At 69.4% G+C, this 15,695-nt stretch carries 12 protein-coding genes and 1 pseudogene; 7 read left to right on the top strand and 6 right to left on the bottom strand.

Going from position 1 to position 15,695, the window contains the following annotated elements:
• Positions 1–3: 3 nt before the first annotated feature.
• Genes ACZ6BB_RS07470 through ACZ6BB_RS07480 form a run of 3 tightly spaced genes read right to left on the bottom strand, consistent with a single transcriptional unit; the run spans position 4 to position 2,044 of the window.
• Entirely contained in the window at positions 4–984 is a 981-nt protein-coding gene (locus tag ACZ6BB_RS07470; RefSeq protein WP_471614361.1) for a helix-turn-helix domain-containing protein, read from the bottom strand.
• Positions 985–992: 8 nt separating this feature from the next.
• Positions 993–1,193, bottom strand: coding sequence for a DUF397 domain-containing protein (locus ACZ6BB_RS07475; protein WP_471614362.1), 201 nt, complete (start codon positions 1,191–1,193; stop codon positions 993–995).
• Complete coding sequence (locus ACZ6BB_RS07480; protein ID WP_471614363.1) at positions 1,190–2,044, bottom strand: helix-turn-helix domain-containing protein; 855 nt, start codon at positions 2,042–2,044, stop codon at positions 1,190–1,192. The genes ACZ6BB_RS07475 and ACZ6BB_RS07480 overlap by 4 nt, the downstream gene beginning before the upstream one ends.
• A gap of 157 nt (positions 2,045–2,201) precedes the next feature.
• On the opposite strand from ACZ6BB_RS07480, the gene ACZ6BB_RS07485 reads away from it, so the two are divergent.
• Entirely contained in the window at positions 2,202–2,702 is a 501-nt protein-coding gene (locus ACZ6BB_RS07485) for an ATP-binding protein (protein ID WP_471614364.1), read from the top strand.
• Positions 2,703–2,717: 15 nt separating this feature from the next.
• Here ACZ6BB_RS07485 and ACZ6BB_RS07490 read toward each other — a convergent pair whose 3' ends face one another.
• The 3 genes from ACZ6BB_RS07490 to ACZ6BB_RS07500 form a co-directional block, all read right to left on the bottom strand.
• Positions 2,718–3,446, bottom strand: coding sequence for a hypothetical protein (locus ACZ6BB_RS07490; protein ID WP_471614365.1), 729 nt, complete (start codon positions 3,444–3,446; stop codon positions 2,718–2,720).
• 78 nt (positions 3,447–3,524) lie between these two features.
• Positions 3,525–7,493, bottom strand: coding sequence for an eCIS core domain-containing protein (locus ACZ6BB_RS07495; protein ID WP_471614366.1), 3,969 nt, complete (start codon positions 7,491–7,493; stop codon positions 3,525–3,527).
• Positions 7,490–10,426: a ricin-type beta-trefoil lectin domain protein gene (locus tag ACZ6BB_RS07500; protein WP_471614367.1), complete on the bottom strand. Its 2,937-nt coding sequence runs from the start codon at positions 10,424–10,426 to the stop codon at positions 7,490–7,492. The genes ACZ6BB_RS07495 and ACZ6BB_RS07500 overlap by 4 nt, the downstream gene beginning before the upstream one ends.
• 388 nt (positions 10,427–10,814) lie before the next feature.
• On the opposite strand from ACZ6BB_RS07500, the pseudogene ACZ6BB_RS07505 reads away from it, so the two are divergent.
• The 6 genes and pseudogenes from ACZ6BB_RS07505 to ACZ6BB_RS07530 form a co-directional block, all read left to right on the top strand.
• A pseudogene (locus ACZ6BB_RS07505) lies at positions 10,815–11,183 on the top strand (ATP-binding protein); the annotation flags it as partial.
• A gap of 233 nt (positions 11,184–11,416) precedes the next feature.
• Positions 11,417–12,010: a hypothetical protein gene (locus tag ACZ6BB_RS07510; protein ID WP_471614368.1), complete on the top strand. Its 594-nt coding sequence runs from the start codon at positions 11,417–11,419 to the stop codon at positions 12,008–12,010.
• 449 nt (positions 12,011–12,459) lie between these two features.
• On the top strand, positions 12,460–13,158 hold the full coding sequence (locus ACZ6BB_RS07515) for a hypothetical protein (RefSeq protein ID WP_471614369.1): 699 nt from the start codon (positions 12,460–12,462) through the stop codon (positions 13,156–13,158).
• Positions 13,159–13,443: 285 nt separating this feature from the next.
• Positions 13,444–14,118: a hypothetical protein gene (locus ACZ6BB_RS07520; RefSeq protein ID WP_471614370.1), complete on the top strand. Its 675-nt coding sequence runs from the start codon at positions 13,444–13,446 to the stop codon at positions 14,116–14,118.
• A gap of 58 nt (positions 14,119–14,176) precedes the next feature.
• Positions 14,177–14,719 (top strand): SdpA family antimicrobial peptide system protein, encoded by a 543-nt coding sequence (locus ACZ6BB_RS07525; RefSeq protein ID WP_471614371.1) that lies wholly within the window; start codon positions 14,177–14,179, stop codon positions 14,717–14,719.
• A complete protein-coding gene (locus ACZ6BB_RS07530) occupies positions 14,713–15,687 on the top strand; it encodes a sporulation-delaying protein SdpB family protein (RefSeq protein WP_471614372.1) in 975 nt (324 codons plus the stop codon). The genes ACZ6BB_RS07525 and ACZ6BB_RS07530 overlap by 7 nt, the downstream gene beginning before the upstream one ends.
• The last annotated feature ends 8 nt before the right edge of the window (positions 15,688–15,695 follow it).

Below are 15,695 nucleotides of genomic sequence, written 5' to 3' on the forward strand. Positions count from 1 at the left end.
CTTTTACTCCGTCTCCCGCGCGCGGTACTCCATGGGCGACACCCCGTACGCGCTCCGGAACGCCCGCGTGAAGTCGGAGGCGCGGACCATTCCCCAGCGGGTGGCGATGGTGTGGACGGGCGTGGAGGCGAGGTTGGGGTCCGCCAGGTCGCGGCGGGCGCCTTCGAGGCGCTGGACGCGGATCCAGGCCGCGACCGTCTCGCCGGGGGTGTCCTCCTGGAAGATCCGGTGCAGATAGCTCAGCGAGATGTGATGCGCGGCCGCTATCACGGGCGGTGCCAGCTCGGGGTCGTGCAGGTTCTGGCGGATGAACGCCCGTACGCGCGTCGTCAGAGCCCGCTGGCGGGTCTCCGGCGGCAGCGCGTCCTCCGCCTCCAGCACCTGCGCGAACCACGCCGACAGCAGGTCGATCAGGACGGTGCCGAGGCGGGGCGCGTCGGACGGCTGGAGAACGTCGCCCTGCTGCTCCAGGCCGGTGAGGAACCCCGTCAGCAGGGCGCCCACCCCCTCCCGCCCCGACAGCCGCCGTCCCAGCAGCTGCTGGATGCGGGCGGGCGGCAGGGGCACCAGCGCCTTGGGGAAGTCCACACCCACCCCCGTGATCACCTGGCGGCCCCGGTCGGTCGGCAGGTGCACCTCGTACGGCCGTGAGGTGTCGCTCAGCCACAGATCGCTCGGGCCGTACGCTTCGGCCCGCCCCACATGCTCGAACCCCAGGTCACCGCCGAGCACCAGCGACAGGTGGTACATCTCCGGGTCGGACTGCCGCACCTGCTTCTCGGTACGCCGGAACTCCGTCGGCAGGTGCGACGTCGGCCACACCAGCACAGGGCCCAGCTCCATCAGCCGCTGTTCCGCCCAGAAGTCGTCGGCGAACAGGCTGCTCATGTGACTGGGCGCGATCGCCCGGTGCATCAACTCGCCCCAGTACTCGAACCGGTGCTCCTTCGGCACGTCGTCGCTCCGGAACACCGTTCCGATCATGACGTGGGTCAGCCCCGGGAGACGGCCGCGTACGGGACGAAGTCGGCCCAGGCTGCGGGGGAGAGGGTGAGCCGGGGGCCGGGCGCGGTGTTCGTCTTGGAGTCGCGGACGTGGATGGCGTGGGGGAGGGCTACGGCCACTTCGACGCAGTCGTCGCCGGAAGCACTGCTGTAGCTGCTCTTGAACCAGACCAGTTGGGTCGCACTCATAGGTCCCCTCGCATCCGCCGCAACAGGCTCACGGAGTCTTGGATGGTGAGAGCCTGCGAACGCATCCTGACATACCGCTGCTTAAGGACGCTGACCACTTTCGCGTCGGAGATCAGCTGACCGCTTTCCTGTCCCTCGTTGTAGGCGAACCACCGGTTCTCGGGGCTCTCCGAGAGCCGGATCGGCCCGTGCAACCCGGAGTGCGACTCCTGCACCAGAGGCATGATCTGGATATCGACATTGCGCAGCTCGGCGACTTGCAGCACCCGGTCAAGGAGCCCTCGCGTGACTGTGCCCCCTCCTGTGCGTCGAAGGAACAGGTGCTCTTCGAGGATGAAGCTGAAAGCAGTGTTCGCACGTTCCGCGAAGCGCTGCTGTCGCTCGGCACGAGCGGCCCAACGCTCCTCGATCTGCTGGTCGTCCATGGGCGGCAGCTGGTCGGCGGACATGGCCCGCAGGTACGCCTCGGTCTGCAACAGGCCCGGGATCATGCGGCACTCGTACGTATAGAGAGTGATCGCCCCCGCCTCCAACTTGGCCCATTTCCTGAACCAAGCCGCCAACCCCGGCTGTCGCCCCAGATGCTGAGCCGCCCGGATCAGCGCACCCGTGTCCCCCAGCTCCCGGTCCACCCCCTCCACGAACGCCGCATCCGGCATCCTCCTCCCCAACTCCACCGACGCCACCATGTGCTTGGAGTACCCGACCGCGTCGGCCAGCTCCTCCCGGCCCAGCCCCGCGTGCTCGCGCAACGCCTGGACCATCGCCCCGAATGTCCGCAGGCTGTCGGACGCCTCCGGCTCCCCGCCGCCCAGTCCCGTCGCCGTCATGCCGCCGCTGTCGGCCACCATGGTCCACCTCCCGCGCACCCGCCCGCCGAACCACACCGTTCCCGGACCATGGTCACAGTAAGTCACCAGTACCGTCCAGTGAGTGACCGCGTACGCTGTCCCGGCGTACGCGGCACGAAGCTGGCGAACCGGGCTTCCCGCAGGCCACATTGGCGTCATGACCGCACCGCCCGCCGCGCGCCACACGCTGACGGCACCGACGTTCACGCAGCGCTTCAGCCCGACCCCGCTGGGCGCCCGCCTGGCCCGGCACCTGGCCCTGAACCAGCTGCATGCGTGGGGCATCCGGTACGGCTCGGACGCCTCCGACCGGGCAACGGCGGTCGTGGCCGAGCTGGCCGCCAACGCCGTGACCCACGGCCGCGTCCCCGGCCGGGACTTCGAACTGCGCCTTTCCCTCCCCACGGGTTCGCTCCGCATCGAGGTCACCGACACCCGCGCCGAACGCCTGCCGCCACGCCCCGGCACCGTACGGCCGGCCCGCCCCCTGGACGAGGGCGGGCGCGGTCTGGTTCTCGTCGACGCGCTCTGCGACCGCTGGGAGGTCGTCGACCGCGACCCGCCGGGCAAGACGGTCCTCGTGGAGATCGATCTGCCCGGCTGGGCCTCGCTGATCAGACGGCTGCCGGAGCGTCGGCCGCGCAAGAGGCGCGGCTAGCCGCCCCGACCGGACTCACGGCCGCCAGGACTCCGGCAGTTCGGGGAACTCGTCGCCGAGCTTCCGGACGGCCTTCCTGCCGAGATCCGTGTGGTGCACCTCGTCGCCCCGGACGAACGTGTACACCCAGTTCGGGCGGACGTGGACCCCGGTCAGCCCGCTCGCGAAATGACCCGGCAGCGTGGGGAAACGGTCGGTGAGCCGCCGGGTGGCACCCTCGGCCCAGTCGGTGTGGTGCACCTCGCCGCCCTTGACGAACCCATGGGCGCCGTTGGGCAGGACGTAGGCGGCGTCGACACCCCGCGTGAAACTCTTCGGGAGGGTGGGGAACTCCCCCCTGAGCTGCCGGGTACGGCCCTTGGCCCAGTCGGTGTGGTGCACCTCTCCGTCATTGACGAACCCGACGATGCCGCCGGGCAGAACGTAGGCGGCGTCGACGCCGTGCGCGAAACGCGTCGGGAGCGTGGGGAAGTGCGCGGCGAGTGGCCGGGGCGAGCCGTCGGACCAGTCCGTGTGGAACACCTCCCCGCCCCGGACGAAGCCGCTCTCGTTGTCGGGCAGCGCGTAGACGACGGTGCCCACACGGCTCTCCGGGCCGCTGTCCGGGCCGTTCTCGCGGGCCCCGGCGGCGGGGGCAGCGGCAAGGCCCGTACCCAGGGCGATCGTCGCCGCGCCACCGACCACGGCGGACCTCCTGAGAAGGCCCCTGCGGCTCAGGGACACTCGGCCGTCCGGCTTCTGCATGTCGTTCTCCTCCTGTTGGCGTGTTCTGCTGGCGGATCTCGTCACGCGGGTCTCCACGCGGTCTCCACGCGGGTCTCGTCACAGCGCTACGGCGATGACCTGGAGGCCGCGCGCGACCCCGGCGGCGGTGACGGACTGGACACCGGGGGGCGCCTGGTCGAGGTCGGCCTGCCAGCCCCGCCACGTGCCGCCGTCGGTCTCGACGTTCTGGTGCAGCGTGCCGTCGGCGGTCACGGCGAAGACCTGGAAGCCCTGAGAGGCGGTCAGGATCGCGGCGACGGACTGGATCTCGGACGGCGCCTTGTCGAAGTCCGGCTGCCACCCCGCCCACTGATGCGCACCGCTCAACGTGTTGCGCAGGAGGGAGCCGTCCGAGGTCAGGGCGAGGACCTCAAGGTCCGCCGAGGGGCCCTTGGTCGCGATCAGGGACTGTATGCCGGGCGGCGCGCCGTCGAAGTCGGGCTGCCATCCGAACCACTTGCCACCGGAGCCCGCGTAGTTGTAGTACAGGATGCCGTCCGCCCCGACGGCGAGAATCTCGGGAGTGCCGTCGGCCGACTCGAACGCGGAGACGAACTGGATGCCGGGCGGCGCGTCGTCGAAGGGGGTCGCCCACTCCGACCAGCGGCCCGTCTCGTCCTGGTGGGCGAGGTACAGCGTGCCGTCGGTCGCCACCGCCCAGACCGCCGCCCGGTCGGCGATCCGGGTCGTCGCGACCGACCCCACCGGACGCGGTGGTGCCTCGAAGCCCTTCGCGTCCCAGCCCTGCCAGTCACCCTTGTCGTTCAGGGCGTTGTGGTGCAGGGCGCCGTCCGCCCCGACGGCGAAGACCTCAAGGCTCCGGGCGGGGCCCACGATGCCCGTCACGGACTGGATGCCGTCCGGGGCGCCGTCGAACTGCGGCTTCCAGCCCTGCCACCGGCCCTTGTCGTCCATCGAGTTGTGGTACAGACCGGCGTCCGCCGAGATGGCGAAGACCTCCAGCGACCGGGCGGGGCCCACCAGCGCGGCGACGGACCCTGCCTTCGGCGCGCCGTCGAAGTCCCGCTGCCAGCCCTGCCAGGTGCCGCCTGGGTCCTGGGTGTCCAGGAAGAGGACGCCGTCCAGCTCCGAGGTGTTGTTCACCAGCACCTTGGAGGCGTAGCCGTGGACACCCGCGTACAGGGTCGTTCCGTCGGAGGCGATGGTGGTGTCGTAGTCGCCGCCCGTCGGCAGCACGGACGTCAGCAGCCGGCTGTTGAGCAGCTTGCCGGTCTTCGGGTCGAACTCGTAGACGTAGCCGTTGGAGCCTGCGAGCACCCGGTCCGCGGCGAGGCACACGCTCACCGGATGGAAGGCGCCGACGCCCCCGACGCCCCCGTTCCACTGCGGCTTCCCCCAGTCGTCGAGGGCGACTCGGTACACATAGCCATGGACACCGGCGTAGAGGCTGGTGCCGTCCGTGGTGATCCGGGTCGTGTAGTCGCCGACGCCGACCTGGTCGCTGAGGAGCAGACTGTCGAGGATCTTCGCGGACTTCGGGTCGAGCCGGTACACATAGCCGTTGGAGCCGGCGAAGAACTGTCCGTCGGCGACATGGACCTCGACCGGCGCGAAGGACGTCCGCCCGCCGACGGGCGCCGAGCCCGTCACCTTCCACGAGGCGAGGGAGACGACGTAGACGCTGCCGTGGACGCCGACGTGGAGGCTGGTGCCGTCCGTGGCGATCCTGGTGGTGTAGTCGCCGACCCCGATCCGGCTGGTGACCAGCAGGCTGCGAAGGATCTTCCCGTTCCTCGGGTCGAGTTCGTAGACGGAGCCGTTTCCGCCGGCGAAGAGCCGTCCACCGGCGGCGAGGACATCGACCTTCCCGAAGTACGCGGAGCCGCCGATGGACGCCGTGCCCGTCACCTTCCAGGAGTCGGGGGAGACGATGTAGACGTTGCCGTGGACGCCCGCGTAGAGGTTGGTACCGTCCGTGACCACCTCGGTCGTGTAGTCGCCGACGCCCACCTCGCTGGTGACCAGCAGACTGTGCAGGACCTTCCCGGAGGTCGCGCCGAGTTCGTAGACGTAACCGTAGGAGCCCGCGAACACCCGTCCCCCGGACAGGGCGAGCCGGACCGGGGCGTAGGTCAGACTCTTGTTGGGCAGGCCGGTGCTCCAGACGGTGGTGAAATCCTGGTCCCGGGAGGCGACACCGAGCCGGGGCGTGGCCAGCCCGACCATCACCTCCTTGAGCTTCGGCGCGAACTTGCTGAACATGTCCAGGCAGGATTCCTTCTGCCCGGTGTTCCACGACTTCAGATCCGACAGGTCGCCCGGGTCCGTGCCCGCCCGGGTCGGGAAGTGACCGCGGATGTCCCGGACCGAGATACCGGTCTCACCGGTGGTGAGGATGTCGTGCAGCGCCTGCTGCGACAACCGGGTCGCCGTACTGGTGGCCTTGACCCCCTCACCGCCGTTCCTGCCGGTCAGCAGGGTGTCGTCGCCCCAGACGAGGTAGGGCTTCGTATGCTGGTCGGAACTGACGTACACCGACGCCTCGTTGTAGTGGTCGTGGAGCTGGCCCGAAGCGAGCTGGGCGGTGGCGCTGGTGAGGAAGGTCAGGAAGTTCTGGTAGGTGGCGCTGAGACCGATCTTCTTGTCCGCGACGAGGCCGCTGCCCAGCACCCGCCGCACGAGTGTGGCGGCCTCCTGCGAGGTCTGCGGATCGTTCGACGGCCCGGTGTACTTGGGGTCGTAGAGAGCGGACCCGGCCAGACCCGGCTGCTGGTCCTCGGTCATGTTCTTGATGGAGTCCCAGTCCACGACGGGCAGCAGGCTCTGCTTGGCCGCCCACTCCAGGAACCACTGCATGATCAGGGTCTTGTTGATCAGGTGCCCGGCGGCGAAGGAGTCCTGGAGGAAGTGGTCGGCGTAGCCGTTGTGCACCAGCGCCTGCCGGGCCAGTTCGGGATCCTGCTTGGCCAGGTAGGAGCGCTGGGCCAGATCACGGGCGACCAGGTGCGAGGACTGCCAGCGGTACCAGGAGAACGGCGCGAAATGGCAGGCGTTGCGGGCCAGGAGCCCCTGGTAGTGGTCCTCGCCGAGGAAGCCCAGGCCACGGGTCCACTGGTCGAGGGAGACCGTCTCGACGATGGTGTTGACCAGACTGAGCTTCCACGGCGCGGCGGCGGCGTCCGCGAACTCGTCGTTCGGGAACTTGCCCGTCCTGATGCCGGTGAGCTGGTTGAACCCCTCCTGGCGGATGCACTGGAGGATGCCGAGGAGGGTGTCGGTGGGCACGGTGTTGAACGTGCCGGCGTTGGCGAGATAGTCGGGGAGCGCGTTCAGCTCGCCGTAGGTGACCAGCAGACCCTCGCCCGGGCCGATGCGCAGGCTCTCGACGCCCAGAGCGTCGAGCTGCTGCTTCGTCACCGACCTCGGATCGGAGCGCCACAGGTTCATCAGCTTGATCTGTTCGGCGAGGATCTTGTCGCGATCCGGCCCACCGGTGGAGATGGAGAAGAGATTCTTGGTCGGGACGTCGCCGAGGATGCGGTGCTCGAAGGAGACATGGCGCTGGATCGTCGTGGAGCCGCCGGACGGGACGACGACCCGTTCCCCTTCGCGGGCCCGCCCCCGCACCACGGCGTCGGCCCAGCGGTCTGCCTCCCGCTCCCCGGGGTCGCCCGGCTCGCTGACGGTCCATGGGCCGGGCTCGCCGACGGTTCGGGGGCCGCGCCCGGTGCCGCCGACGCGGCCGAGGGCCTGCTGGACGACGTGTCCGAGGGCCTGCTGGACGACGTGGGCGGCCTCGTGGGCCAGTAGCCGGAAGCCCGCCGGGGTGTCGGGACGGTAGGCGCCCCGCCGGAAGAACACATGCGCGCCGCAGGCGAACGCGTCGGCGCCCAGGCCATGGGCCAGCCGGTCGGCGGCCGGTCCGGTGTGGACGCGCAGCGCGGACAGATCGGCGCGCAGACCGCGCTCAAGGCGGCGCAGGACATGGGGAGCCGGGCGCTGCCCGCCGTCGTCCGGCGCGGTGAGGGGGCTGTCCGTGGTCGGTGGGGTGAGCTGGTCGGTCATTGCTGGACCTCCTGGTGGGACGGGTCGGCGGGCTGCTCGGCGGGTTCGGGCCCGGTCAGCAGCCACTGCACGTCGGGCTCGCAGGGCAGCAGGACGAAGGGCGTGCCCGGGGCGAGGGCGCCGTCGGTGCCCGCGCACCTGCCGGACGCCGGGTTGAAGAGGGTGCCGTCGTCGCGGGGCTGCCACTGCTGGCTCGGGCTGTCGTCACAGGAGTCGAGGACCACCGGGGCGCCGTCGCCGGGGGCGTCCTTCCCGGTGTCCAGGCACCGGCTGGTCTTCTCGGCGGTGCCCTCGCGGAGGGTGCCGTCCTTCATCGGGGTCCACTGCTGGCCGGCGGCGCCGGAGGCACAGAGCTGACGCCGTACGGGGGCGGCCTCGCCGGACTGCCCGTGATCGACGCAGGTCGGGGCGGCTGTCTGCTGGAGCACGGCCTCGTTGACGAGGTACGACCACCTCTGCAGCGGCTTCAGCGCCGGATCATCGCCGCAGACCTGGATCGTCGGCCGCGCGCCAGTGGTGAGACACGCCTTGGAGGCGAGGTTGAGGACAGTCCCGTCCTTCTGGAGCCGCCACTGCTGGCCGGGGCTCTTGTCGCAGCGGTTCAGAACGACGGGGGTGCCGGGGTCCGGGGCGCCCTTCTCGGTGTCCAGGCACCGGTTGGCGTCGTGGTCGGCGGTGCCCTCGCGGAGGGTGCCGTCCTTCATCGGGGTCCACTGCTGGCGGGCGCTGCCGGGCCGGCACTCCCATGTGGCGGGGGAGGCTCCCGCGCCGGCGAGGCCGTGGTCCAGACAGCCGGGGTTGTCGCTCGGCAGGTCGAGCGTGCCCTTGATGGAGAACCAGCTACCGGTGTCCGGGGTGCAGGGCAGCAGGACGAAGGGGGCTCCCACGGAGGGGCCGCCGTCGGTGCCGGCGCACTTGTCCGTGGCCGGGTTGTGGACCGACCCGTCGGCACGGAGCCACCACTGCTGGCTCGGGCCGCCGTCGCAGGTGTCGAGGACGAGGGGATTGCCGTCGTCGGTGCCGTCCTTGAGGTTGGTCAGACACCGGCCGGTCTTCCCTGCGGTGCCCTCGCGGAGGGTGCCGTCGCCGGCACGGGTCCACTGCTGGCCGGCGTCGCCTGGGATGCAGAGCGCGCGTTGCACGGGGGCGCCGTGTCCGGTCCGGCGGTGGTCGGCGCACGTCGGGATCTCGGTCTGCTCGATCACCCCGTCGTCCGCGTCGTGGTCCCAGCTCTGGAGCACACCGCCGTCGCAGGTCCGGATCACCGGCTGGGCGGCGTTGGCGAGGCACTTGTCGGAGGCGGGATTGTGGACACTGCCGTCGTCGCGGAACTGCCACTGCTGGCTCGGGCCGCCGTCGCAGGTGTCGAGGACGATGGGGTTGCCGTCGTCGGTGCCGCCCTTGAGGTTGGTCAGACACCGGCTGTTCTTGTCGTCGGTCCCTTCCCGGACGGTGTCGTCCGTCACCGTCCACCGCTGGTCGGCGCTGCCGGGCGCACAGGCCCACGCCCGGATGTCGGCGCCCTCACCGGAGCGGCCGTGGTCGAGGCAGGCGGCGCCGTCGTCGGGCAGTTCGAGCGCGCCGGTGACGGGCGGGGAGGGGGAGGGGCCGTGCACCCCGGCGACCGTGAACGACTGGGTGTCCTTGCCGGCGCAGGTGCGCAGGGTCAGCCCGCCGCCCGGGGCGCTCGACGGCCTGTCGTCCAGGCACTTGCCGGTGGCCGGGTTGTACATCTCACCGTGCGCGCGGTCCACCCAGATCTGGTCGTCACCGCCGTCGCAGGTGTCGAGGACGACCGGGTTGCCGTCGTCGGTGCCGCCCTTGAGGTTGGTCAGACACGTGCCGTCGAGGGACACGGAACCGTCCGCCCCCATCGACCAGTACTGGGTGTCGGCGAGCGGATCGCACGTGGCGGGCCGCACCGGGGTGCCGGGGACGATGTCCCCGCCCTCCTTCACAGCCGCCTGAAGACAGGTGCCGGGGGCGTCGCGCCGGGAGATCTGCCCGATGGCGGAGTCCGCGGCACCGGGCGCCGGGGCGGGATCCTTCCCGACCGGGGCGCGATCCTCCCCGGCCAGGGCGGGATCGTCCCCGACCAGGGTGGTTCCGAACTGGACCGCGAGATGGTCGGAGAAGTGGCCGACCGTCCGGGCCCGCAGCCCCCCGTTCAGGACGTTGGTGGCCATGTAGTCGAGCATCTTCCCGCTCGCCGGGCGCGTGATCTGCTCGTTGCCCCGGTCGTCCTCCGGGAGGATCAGACCGACGTCGTCGGGAAGGGCCCAGTCGCCCGAGCGTGTCAGGAACCCGCTCCTGGGGTTGAGCATGTCCCGGTTGAAGTCGGCGAGGAGCGCCCACGAGTCGATACGCCTCATGCTGGTGTTGATCTGCCAGATCATGTTCCGGGCGTCGTTGCTCTGGCTATCCGAAGCCCCGGCTCCGGCATGCCAGGTCCACCAGGCGGAGCCGTCGGCCAGTTGGATCCCGAAGGCCGGTCGCGCACTCGGGTTCGGGTTTCTCCGGCCGCTCCACGGCTGCGGCGCCATCCCGTAGAAGGCGGTCGCCTTCTGCGCCGACACGATCGCCAGGCTGTTGCGGACGGTGCGCATCTTCAGGTGGTAGAGGTAGAGCGGTCTGGGGTCCCACGACGCCCTGGGCCACGTGTACTCCAGGACCTGCCACCGCCCGAACTCGAAAGGGGCCCGAACGGTCCGCCTCGCCGTCGGAGGGCGGGCACCGCTCTCCTGTACGGCGATCACGTCGAAATTGCGGGACATGCGGCGGACCGTGTCCCAGTTGGCGCCGTTCGAGTTCCAGGTCAGCGCGTGATGATTGCCCACGGCGGCACTCGCCGGCCGCGCCGGCAGCACGAGCACTGTGACCGTCGCGGTGATCAGCACCGCCAGGGCGGTGACGCTCCTCAGCCATCTCTCCACCCAACTCGTGGGTGGCGCATGACCTGTCGGCGATTTCGGCACAGAGACCTCCCGCTGATGGGAAACACGTACGTGGAGTGCGGATACGGGGCATCCAGGACGGTCGGCGGTGCGACGGCGTGGCGGTCCGGCTCCGACGGCTCGACCCTAGGGAAGGCGCCCAGCCGGAACCTGTATCGCTTCTGGACCGTCAGAACCGTCTCGTCCGGTTCGAGACGACAGTTGCCGACCTGCGAGAACGCACTGTTCCGGGTCGCGGTGCCGGCTCCCCGGGCGGCAACCCGTTGCCGGTTGTGCGGCAGCCGGTGGAAGCCGGGCGCGGGGAACGGCAGTTGGCGGCAGCACCTGGCGTGTCGGCCACCATGGACCACCTCCCGCGCAACCGCCCGCCAGGGGCATCCGGTACGGCTCGGACCCCTCCGACCAGGCGGCGGCGGTCGTGGCCGAGCCGGCCGCGAACGCGGTGACCCACGGCCGTGTCCCGGGCCGGGACTTCGAGCTGCGCCTCTCCCTGCCCACGGGTTCGCTCCGCATCGAGGTCGCCGACACCCGAGCCGAACGCCTGCCACCCGCCCCCGGCGCCGTACGGCAGGCGTGCCCGCTGGCGGACAACGGACGCGGCCTGGCCCTCGTCGACGCGCTCTGCGACCGCTGGGAGGTCGTCGACCGCGACCCGCCGGGCAAGACGGTCCTGGCCGAGATCGACCTGCCGGGATGGGCGTCGCTGATGAGACGGATCGGGGGCGCGGGCCCGTGACTCCTTGAGGTTGCCCGCGTGTTCTGAATTCCGGCAAGGAACTGCCGGTGCGGTTGCCTGTGCGCGAGCCGTCGGCGTGTTTTTGCAGGTCAGGTGGGTGGTGGGTGGGTCAAGAATCCGTCCAGCTTTCTGTGGTCCCCGTTTTCTAGGGTCGAGGAGCGGAGACGCCGCAGCGGATGAGCGGGCGGGCTCCGTGTCGTGCAGAACCCCGATTCGAGAAGAGATGAGGACTCATGCGCAAGAGCCGAGGTCGTCTGGTGGTGGGGGCGCGTGCGGTGGCGCTCGCGGTGGCCGTGGGCGTGGTGGCGTCGACGGGTATGGCGGGTATGTCGTCGGCGTCGGCGCAGCCGAAGCCCGCGGATGCGCGGTGTGCGGGATACACGGCGGCGGAGATCATCCTGGGGTTCATGGGTGAGGGAGTGGTGGCCAAGCAGCATCCGGACCTGGCGCTGCTGCAGGGGAAGCTTGTCGGGGCGACCCCCAGGGAGGTGGAGGTCTTTCTGGCGCTGGCCTCGCTGCGGGAGCCGGGGTTCACCGAGAAGTTCCGCGCGGATGTCACCTCGGGTGACCCGTTCCGGGTCCGGGGCGGGCTGGAGCGGCTGGACACCACGGCCCGGGCCCTCCGGAAGGAAGTCGCCAAGGGGCCCCAGGACCCGGGCACGGGCTCCGGCACGCTCTCCACGGCGGGCGACGGCGCCATTGTGACCACCTGGGCGACCAACATCGCCATTTACATCGTCATGCAGGCGGAGTTCGAGGAGGGCACGAGTGATCTGACGACCGAAAAGGCCGTAGTGATCGTGACCAAGCTGCTGGCCGGTAAGTAGGTCTTCGAAGGGGCGGCTCCGCCTCGTGACGCGGAGCCGCCCCTTTGCATGGGTAAAAGACATGGCCCTGCCGAGTTCGGCCGGCACGTCGCCAGGGGGCGCATCGCGTCAGTACGTCAGCCAGGTGTGGTCCCAGGGCCGGTCGAACGGTGCTTACCAGGTCTCCGGGCCAGCCGCCGGCATCGTGCCCCTGCCGTGCGTTGCCGGGCGATTGCCGGTTTCCTCGCTCTGCTTTGCCGGTCACGATGCGCCGCCGCACGCAATGAGCGGCGTTTTCACAGGTCAGCAGCTATAGGCAGACTGGTTCGACTGATCCAGAACGACTTCAGCCTTTTCTGTGGGGCCGCTTCCTAGACTCTGCCTCAGAAAGCGGCCGACCGACGGGGCTTCGCGAGAAGCCCAGAAGAAATCGGCCCGATTCCCACTCCGATCACACCCACAGGAGAGCCATGCGTATCCGCAGCGTCCTGCCCGCCGCCCTTCTGACCGTCTCCGGCCTCCTCGCCGGGACGGGAACCACCTTCGCCGCCGGCATCGGCGAGGAGCCCCCGAAGGACGGCGGTTACCCGGCCTACCAGTGCTTCGAGACCGTGGGCGGCGAGTACTGCAGTGACATGGAGGTCGCGAACGATGCGGAAGGGGCCACGTGGATCTGGTCCTGTCCGTCGGACGTCCTGAAGGGCGTCACCAGCAAGCCGTACCTTCGCGACCCCCGTCCGGATGATGCCCTCAGCTGCTCCGGTGAAGAGTCCCCGGAGGCCGGCGGTTACCCGGCGTTCCAGTGCCTCAAGACCGTGGAACGCGTCGAGTACTGCAGTGACAAGAAGGTCAAGAACCATGACGCAGGGAACGCGTGGATCAAGACCTGTCCGCCCGACGTCCTGAAGGACAAGGACAAGGTGTACCTCCTCAACAACCGTCCGGATGACGCCCTCAGCTGCTCCGGTGAAGAGTCCCCGGAGGCCGGCGGTTACCCGGCGTTCCAGTGCTTCAAGACCCTGGAGCGCGTCGAGTACTGCAGTGACAAGAAGGTCAAGAACCATGACGCAGGGAACGCGTGGATCAAGACCTGCCCGCCCGCCGTCCTGAAGGACATGGGCAAGCCGTATCTCCTCAACAACCGTCCGGGGGGCGCCTCCAGCTGCTGATACTCAAGACCACGAAAGGGGCCGCATCCCGATGCGGCCCCTTTCGCCATGCCGGATATCGAGTCACCCGGTCCGCTGGTCAATTGCCGCAGCGCGGTAAGCGTGTTCCGGTTACCGGCAAGGAATTGCCGGTGCGGTTGCCTGTGTGCGGGCCGGCGGGTGTGTTTTTGCAGGTCAGGTGGGTGGTGGGTGGGTCAAGAATCCGTCCAGCTTTCTGTTGACCCCGTTTTTCTAGAGTCGAGGAGCGGAGACGCCGCAGCCGAATGGATGCGGGCTCCGTGTCGTGTGGAAGCCGATTCGAAAAGAGATGAGGAAATCATGCGCATGAATCAGGGACGTCTGGTCGTGGGGGCGCGCGCGGTGGCGGTCGCGGTGGCTGTGGGCGTGGCGGCGTCGGTGGGCACCGCGAACATGTCGTGGGCGTCGGCGCAGCCGACGCACGCGGAGCAGCTGACCAAGGCGGAGCAGAAGTGCTCGGGATACACGGCGGCGGAGATCATCCTGGGGTTCATGGGTGAGGGGGTCGTGGCCAAGCAGTATCCGGACCTGGCCCTGGTGGAGGGGAAGGTTGTCGGGGCGACCCCCAGGGAGGTGGAGGTCTTTCTGGCGCTGGCCTCGCTGCGGCAGCCGGGGTTCGCCGAGGAGTTCCGCGCGGATGTCACCTCAGGTGACCCGTTCCGGGTCCGTGACGGGCTGGAGCGGCTGGACGCCATGGGCGTGGCCATCCACAAGGAAGTCACCAAGGGGCCCGTGGACCCGGGCACCGGCGACCGTAACACCGTGATCTTGGTCAACTTCAATGCGGACAAGGAAGGTACCGAGGGGCCCGTGGACTCGCGCACCGGCGACCGTAACACCGTGATCTTGGTCTCATTCAATGCGGACTTCGAGGAAGGCAAGAGCGGTCTGACGACCGACAGGGCCGTTGCGGTCGTGACCAAGCTGCTGGCCGGCAAGTAGATCTTCGAAAGGGCGGCTCTGCTGCGTGCGGCGGAGCCGCCCTTGGGGGTGGAGAGACATGTCTCGCATAGGTTTCTTCGGCGGAGCCGTTCTGTGGGCAACGGTCGGTGTGACGTCGCTGCTGGTGGCCCTGCCGAGTTCGGCCGTCACGTCGCCGGGAGTTGTCGCATCGCGTCAGTACGTCAGCAAGGTGTGGCCCCAGGGCTGGTCGTTCTTCACGAAGAGCCCTCGGAGCATGACGAACGGTGCTTACCGGGTTTCCACCGACGGGCCGCCACGGAGCTTGCTCATCGGACCCAACGCGACCGCGTCCAATCTGTTCGGGGCCAGCAGAAGAGCGCGGGCCCAGGGCCCCGAGCTGGCAACCCTGATGTATGCCGCACCGGGGCGGGCCTGGAAGAAATGTAAGGGGTACACGGTCTCCGACTGCGGCCTCGACGATCTCGGCAAGGCTCCGAAGATCCGCAACGATTCTCCGATCCCGACGCTGTGCGGGAAGGCCGTGCTCACCCTTGAGGAACCGATTCCATGGGCTTGGCGAAAGCTGACAGACGGCCAGTATCGGGTCACGAAGGCGGCGGAGGTGAACATCCAGTGCTGAGAATCAGGATCCCGGCGGTGCCCGAAGCCGCCGAACGGTTCGACCCACGCACCAATGTGTACGGTCTGATGCGCACGCTGATGGCCGTGGGCATGTTCGCCACACTGTTCCTCACCCCGGCGGCGGCCCTTTTCCATCCCGTCATCGGAATGAAGGACGCCCCGTACTGCGACGGGCTGTCCGCGATCTCGGGATTCTGCGTCGGCGGGGACGCCCTGAGTCCGGAGGTGCGTCGCTATCTGCTGGCAGCCGTTCTGATCCCCGTGGTGATCGGCTGGCGGCCGAGGTTCTGGGTGATACCGCACTGGTGGGTCGCGTTCAGCATCGCCTCCTCGCTCAGTCTGCCGGAGGGCGGAGACGCGGTGGCTGTGATTCTCACTCTGTCCATTGTTCCTTTCGGGCTGGTGGACGACAGAAAGTGGCACTGGAGTACCGAGGGTGGCGCGAAGCAACTCGGCCGTTCCGCCGCCGCCTTCTGCTACGTCACTCACTGGGCCATCCGGATCCAGGTGGCCGGCATCTATTTCCAGTCCTCCGTGGCGAAGTTCGGCGTGGCGGAGTGGGCCGACGGTACCGCGCTCGCCTACTGGCTCAACGATCCGTTCTTCGGTCTCCTGCCGTTCTGGCAGCCCGTGATGCAGCCCCTGCTGGAGAACGCGTACACGGTCACCGCCCTCACCTGGGGAGTCCTCGTCATGGAACTCGCCCTGGCGTTCTCCCTCTTCTGGAAGGCCGAGGTACGCCGGAAGACGCTCTGGCTGGGGATCGCCCTGCACGCGGGGATAGCGCTCTTCATGGGCCTGTTCAGTTTCGCTTTCATCATGTTCGGCGCCCTGGTCATCGCCTACCGGGTTCCGACCACGAACCTCGCCCTTCCCCGGCTCGCGGCGCTACGAGCGCGGCGCGCGGCCCGTGACGACGAGGCGCCCGAGACATCGCTGCGGGACACGACTCTCGTTCCCGGCTGAGGGACGCT

The organism is Streptomyces sp. NPDC041108, assembly GCF_055592645.1.

Bases quoted from the DNA above. Each gene is read 5' to 3' on its own strand.
- ACZ6BB_RS07470 (WP_471614361.1), bottom strand. From the start codon at position 984: ATGATCGGAACGGTGTTCCGGAGCGACGACGTGCCGAAGGAGCACCGG.
- ACZ6BB_RS07475 (WP_471614362.1), bottom strand. From the start codon at position 1,193: ATGAGTGCGACCCAACTGGTCTGGTTCAAGAGCAGCTACAGCAGTGCT.
- ACZ6BB_RS07480 (WP_471614363.1), bottom strand. From the start codon at position 2,044: ATGGTGGCCGACAGCGGCGGCATGACGGCGACGGGACTGGGCGGCGGG.
- ACZ6BB_RS07485 (WP_471614364.1), top strand. From the start codon at position 2,202: ATGACCGCACCGCCCGCCGCGCGCCACACGCTGACGGCACCGACGTTC.
- ACZ6BB_RS07490 (WP_471614365.1), bottom strand. From the start codon at position 3,446: ATGCAGAAGCCGGACGGCCGAGTGTCCCTGAGCCGCAGGGGCCTTCTC.
- ACZ6BB_RS07495 (WP_471614366.1), bottom strand. From the start codon at position 7,493: ATGACCGACCAGCTCACCCCACCGACCACGGACAGCCCCCTCACCGCG.
- ACZ6BB_RS07510 (WP_471614368.1), top strand. From the start codon at position 11,417: ATGCGCAAGAGCCGAGGTCGTCTGGTGGTGGGGGCGCGTGCGGTGGCG.
- ACZ6BB_RS07515 (WP_471614369.1), top strand. From the start codon at position 12,460: ATGCGTATCCGCAGCGTCCTGCCCGCCGCCCTTCTGACCGTCTCCGGC.
- ACZ6BB_RS07525 (WP_471614371.1), top strand. From the start codon at position 14,177: ATGTCTCGCATAGGTTTCTTCGGCGGAGCCGTTCTGTGGGCAACGGTC.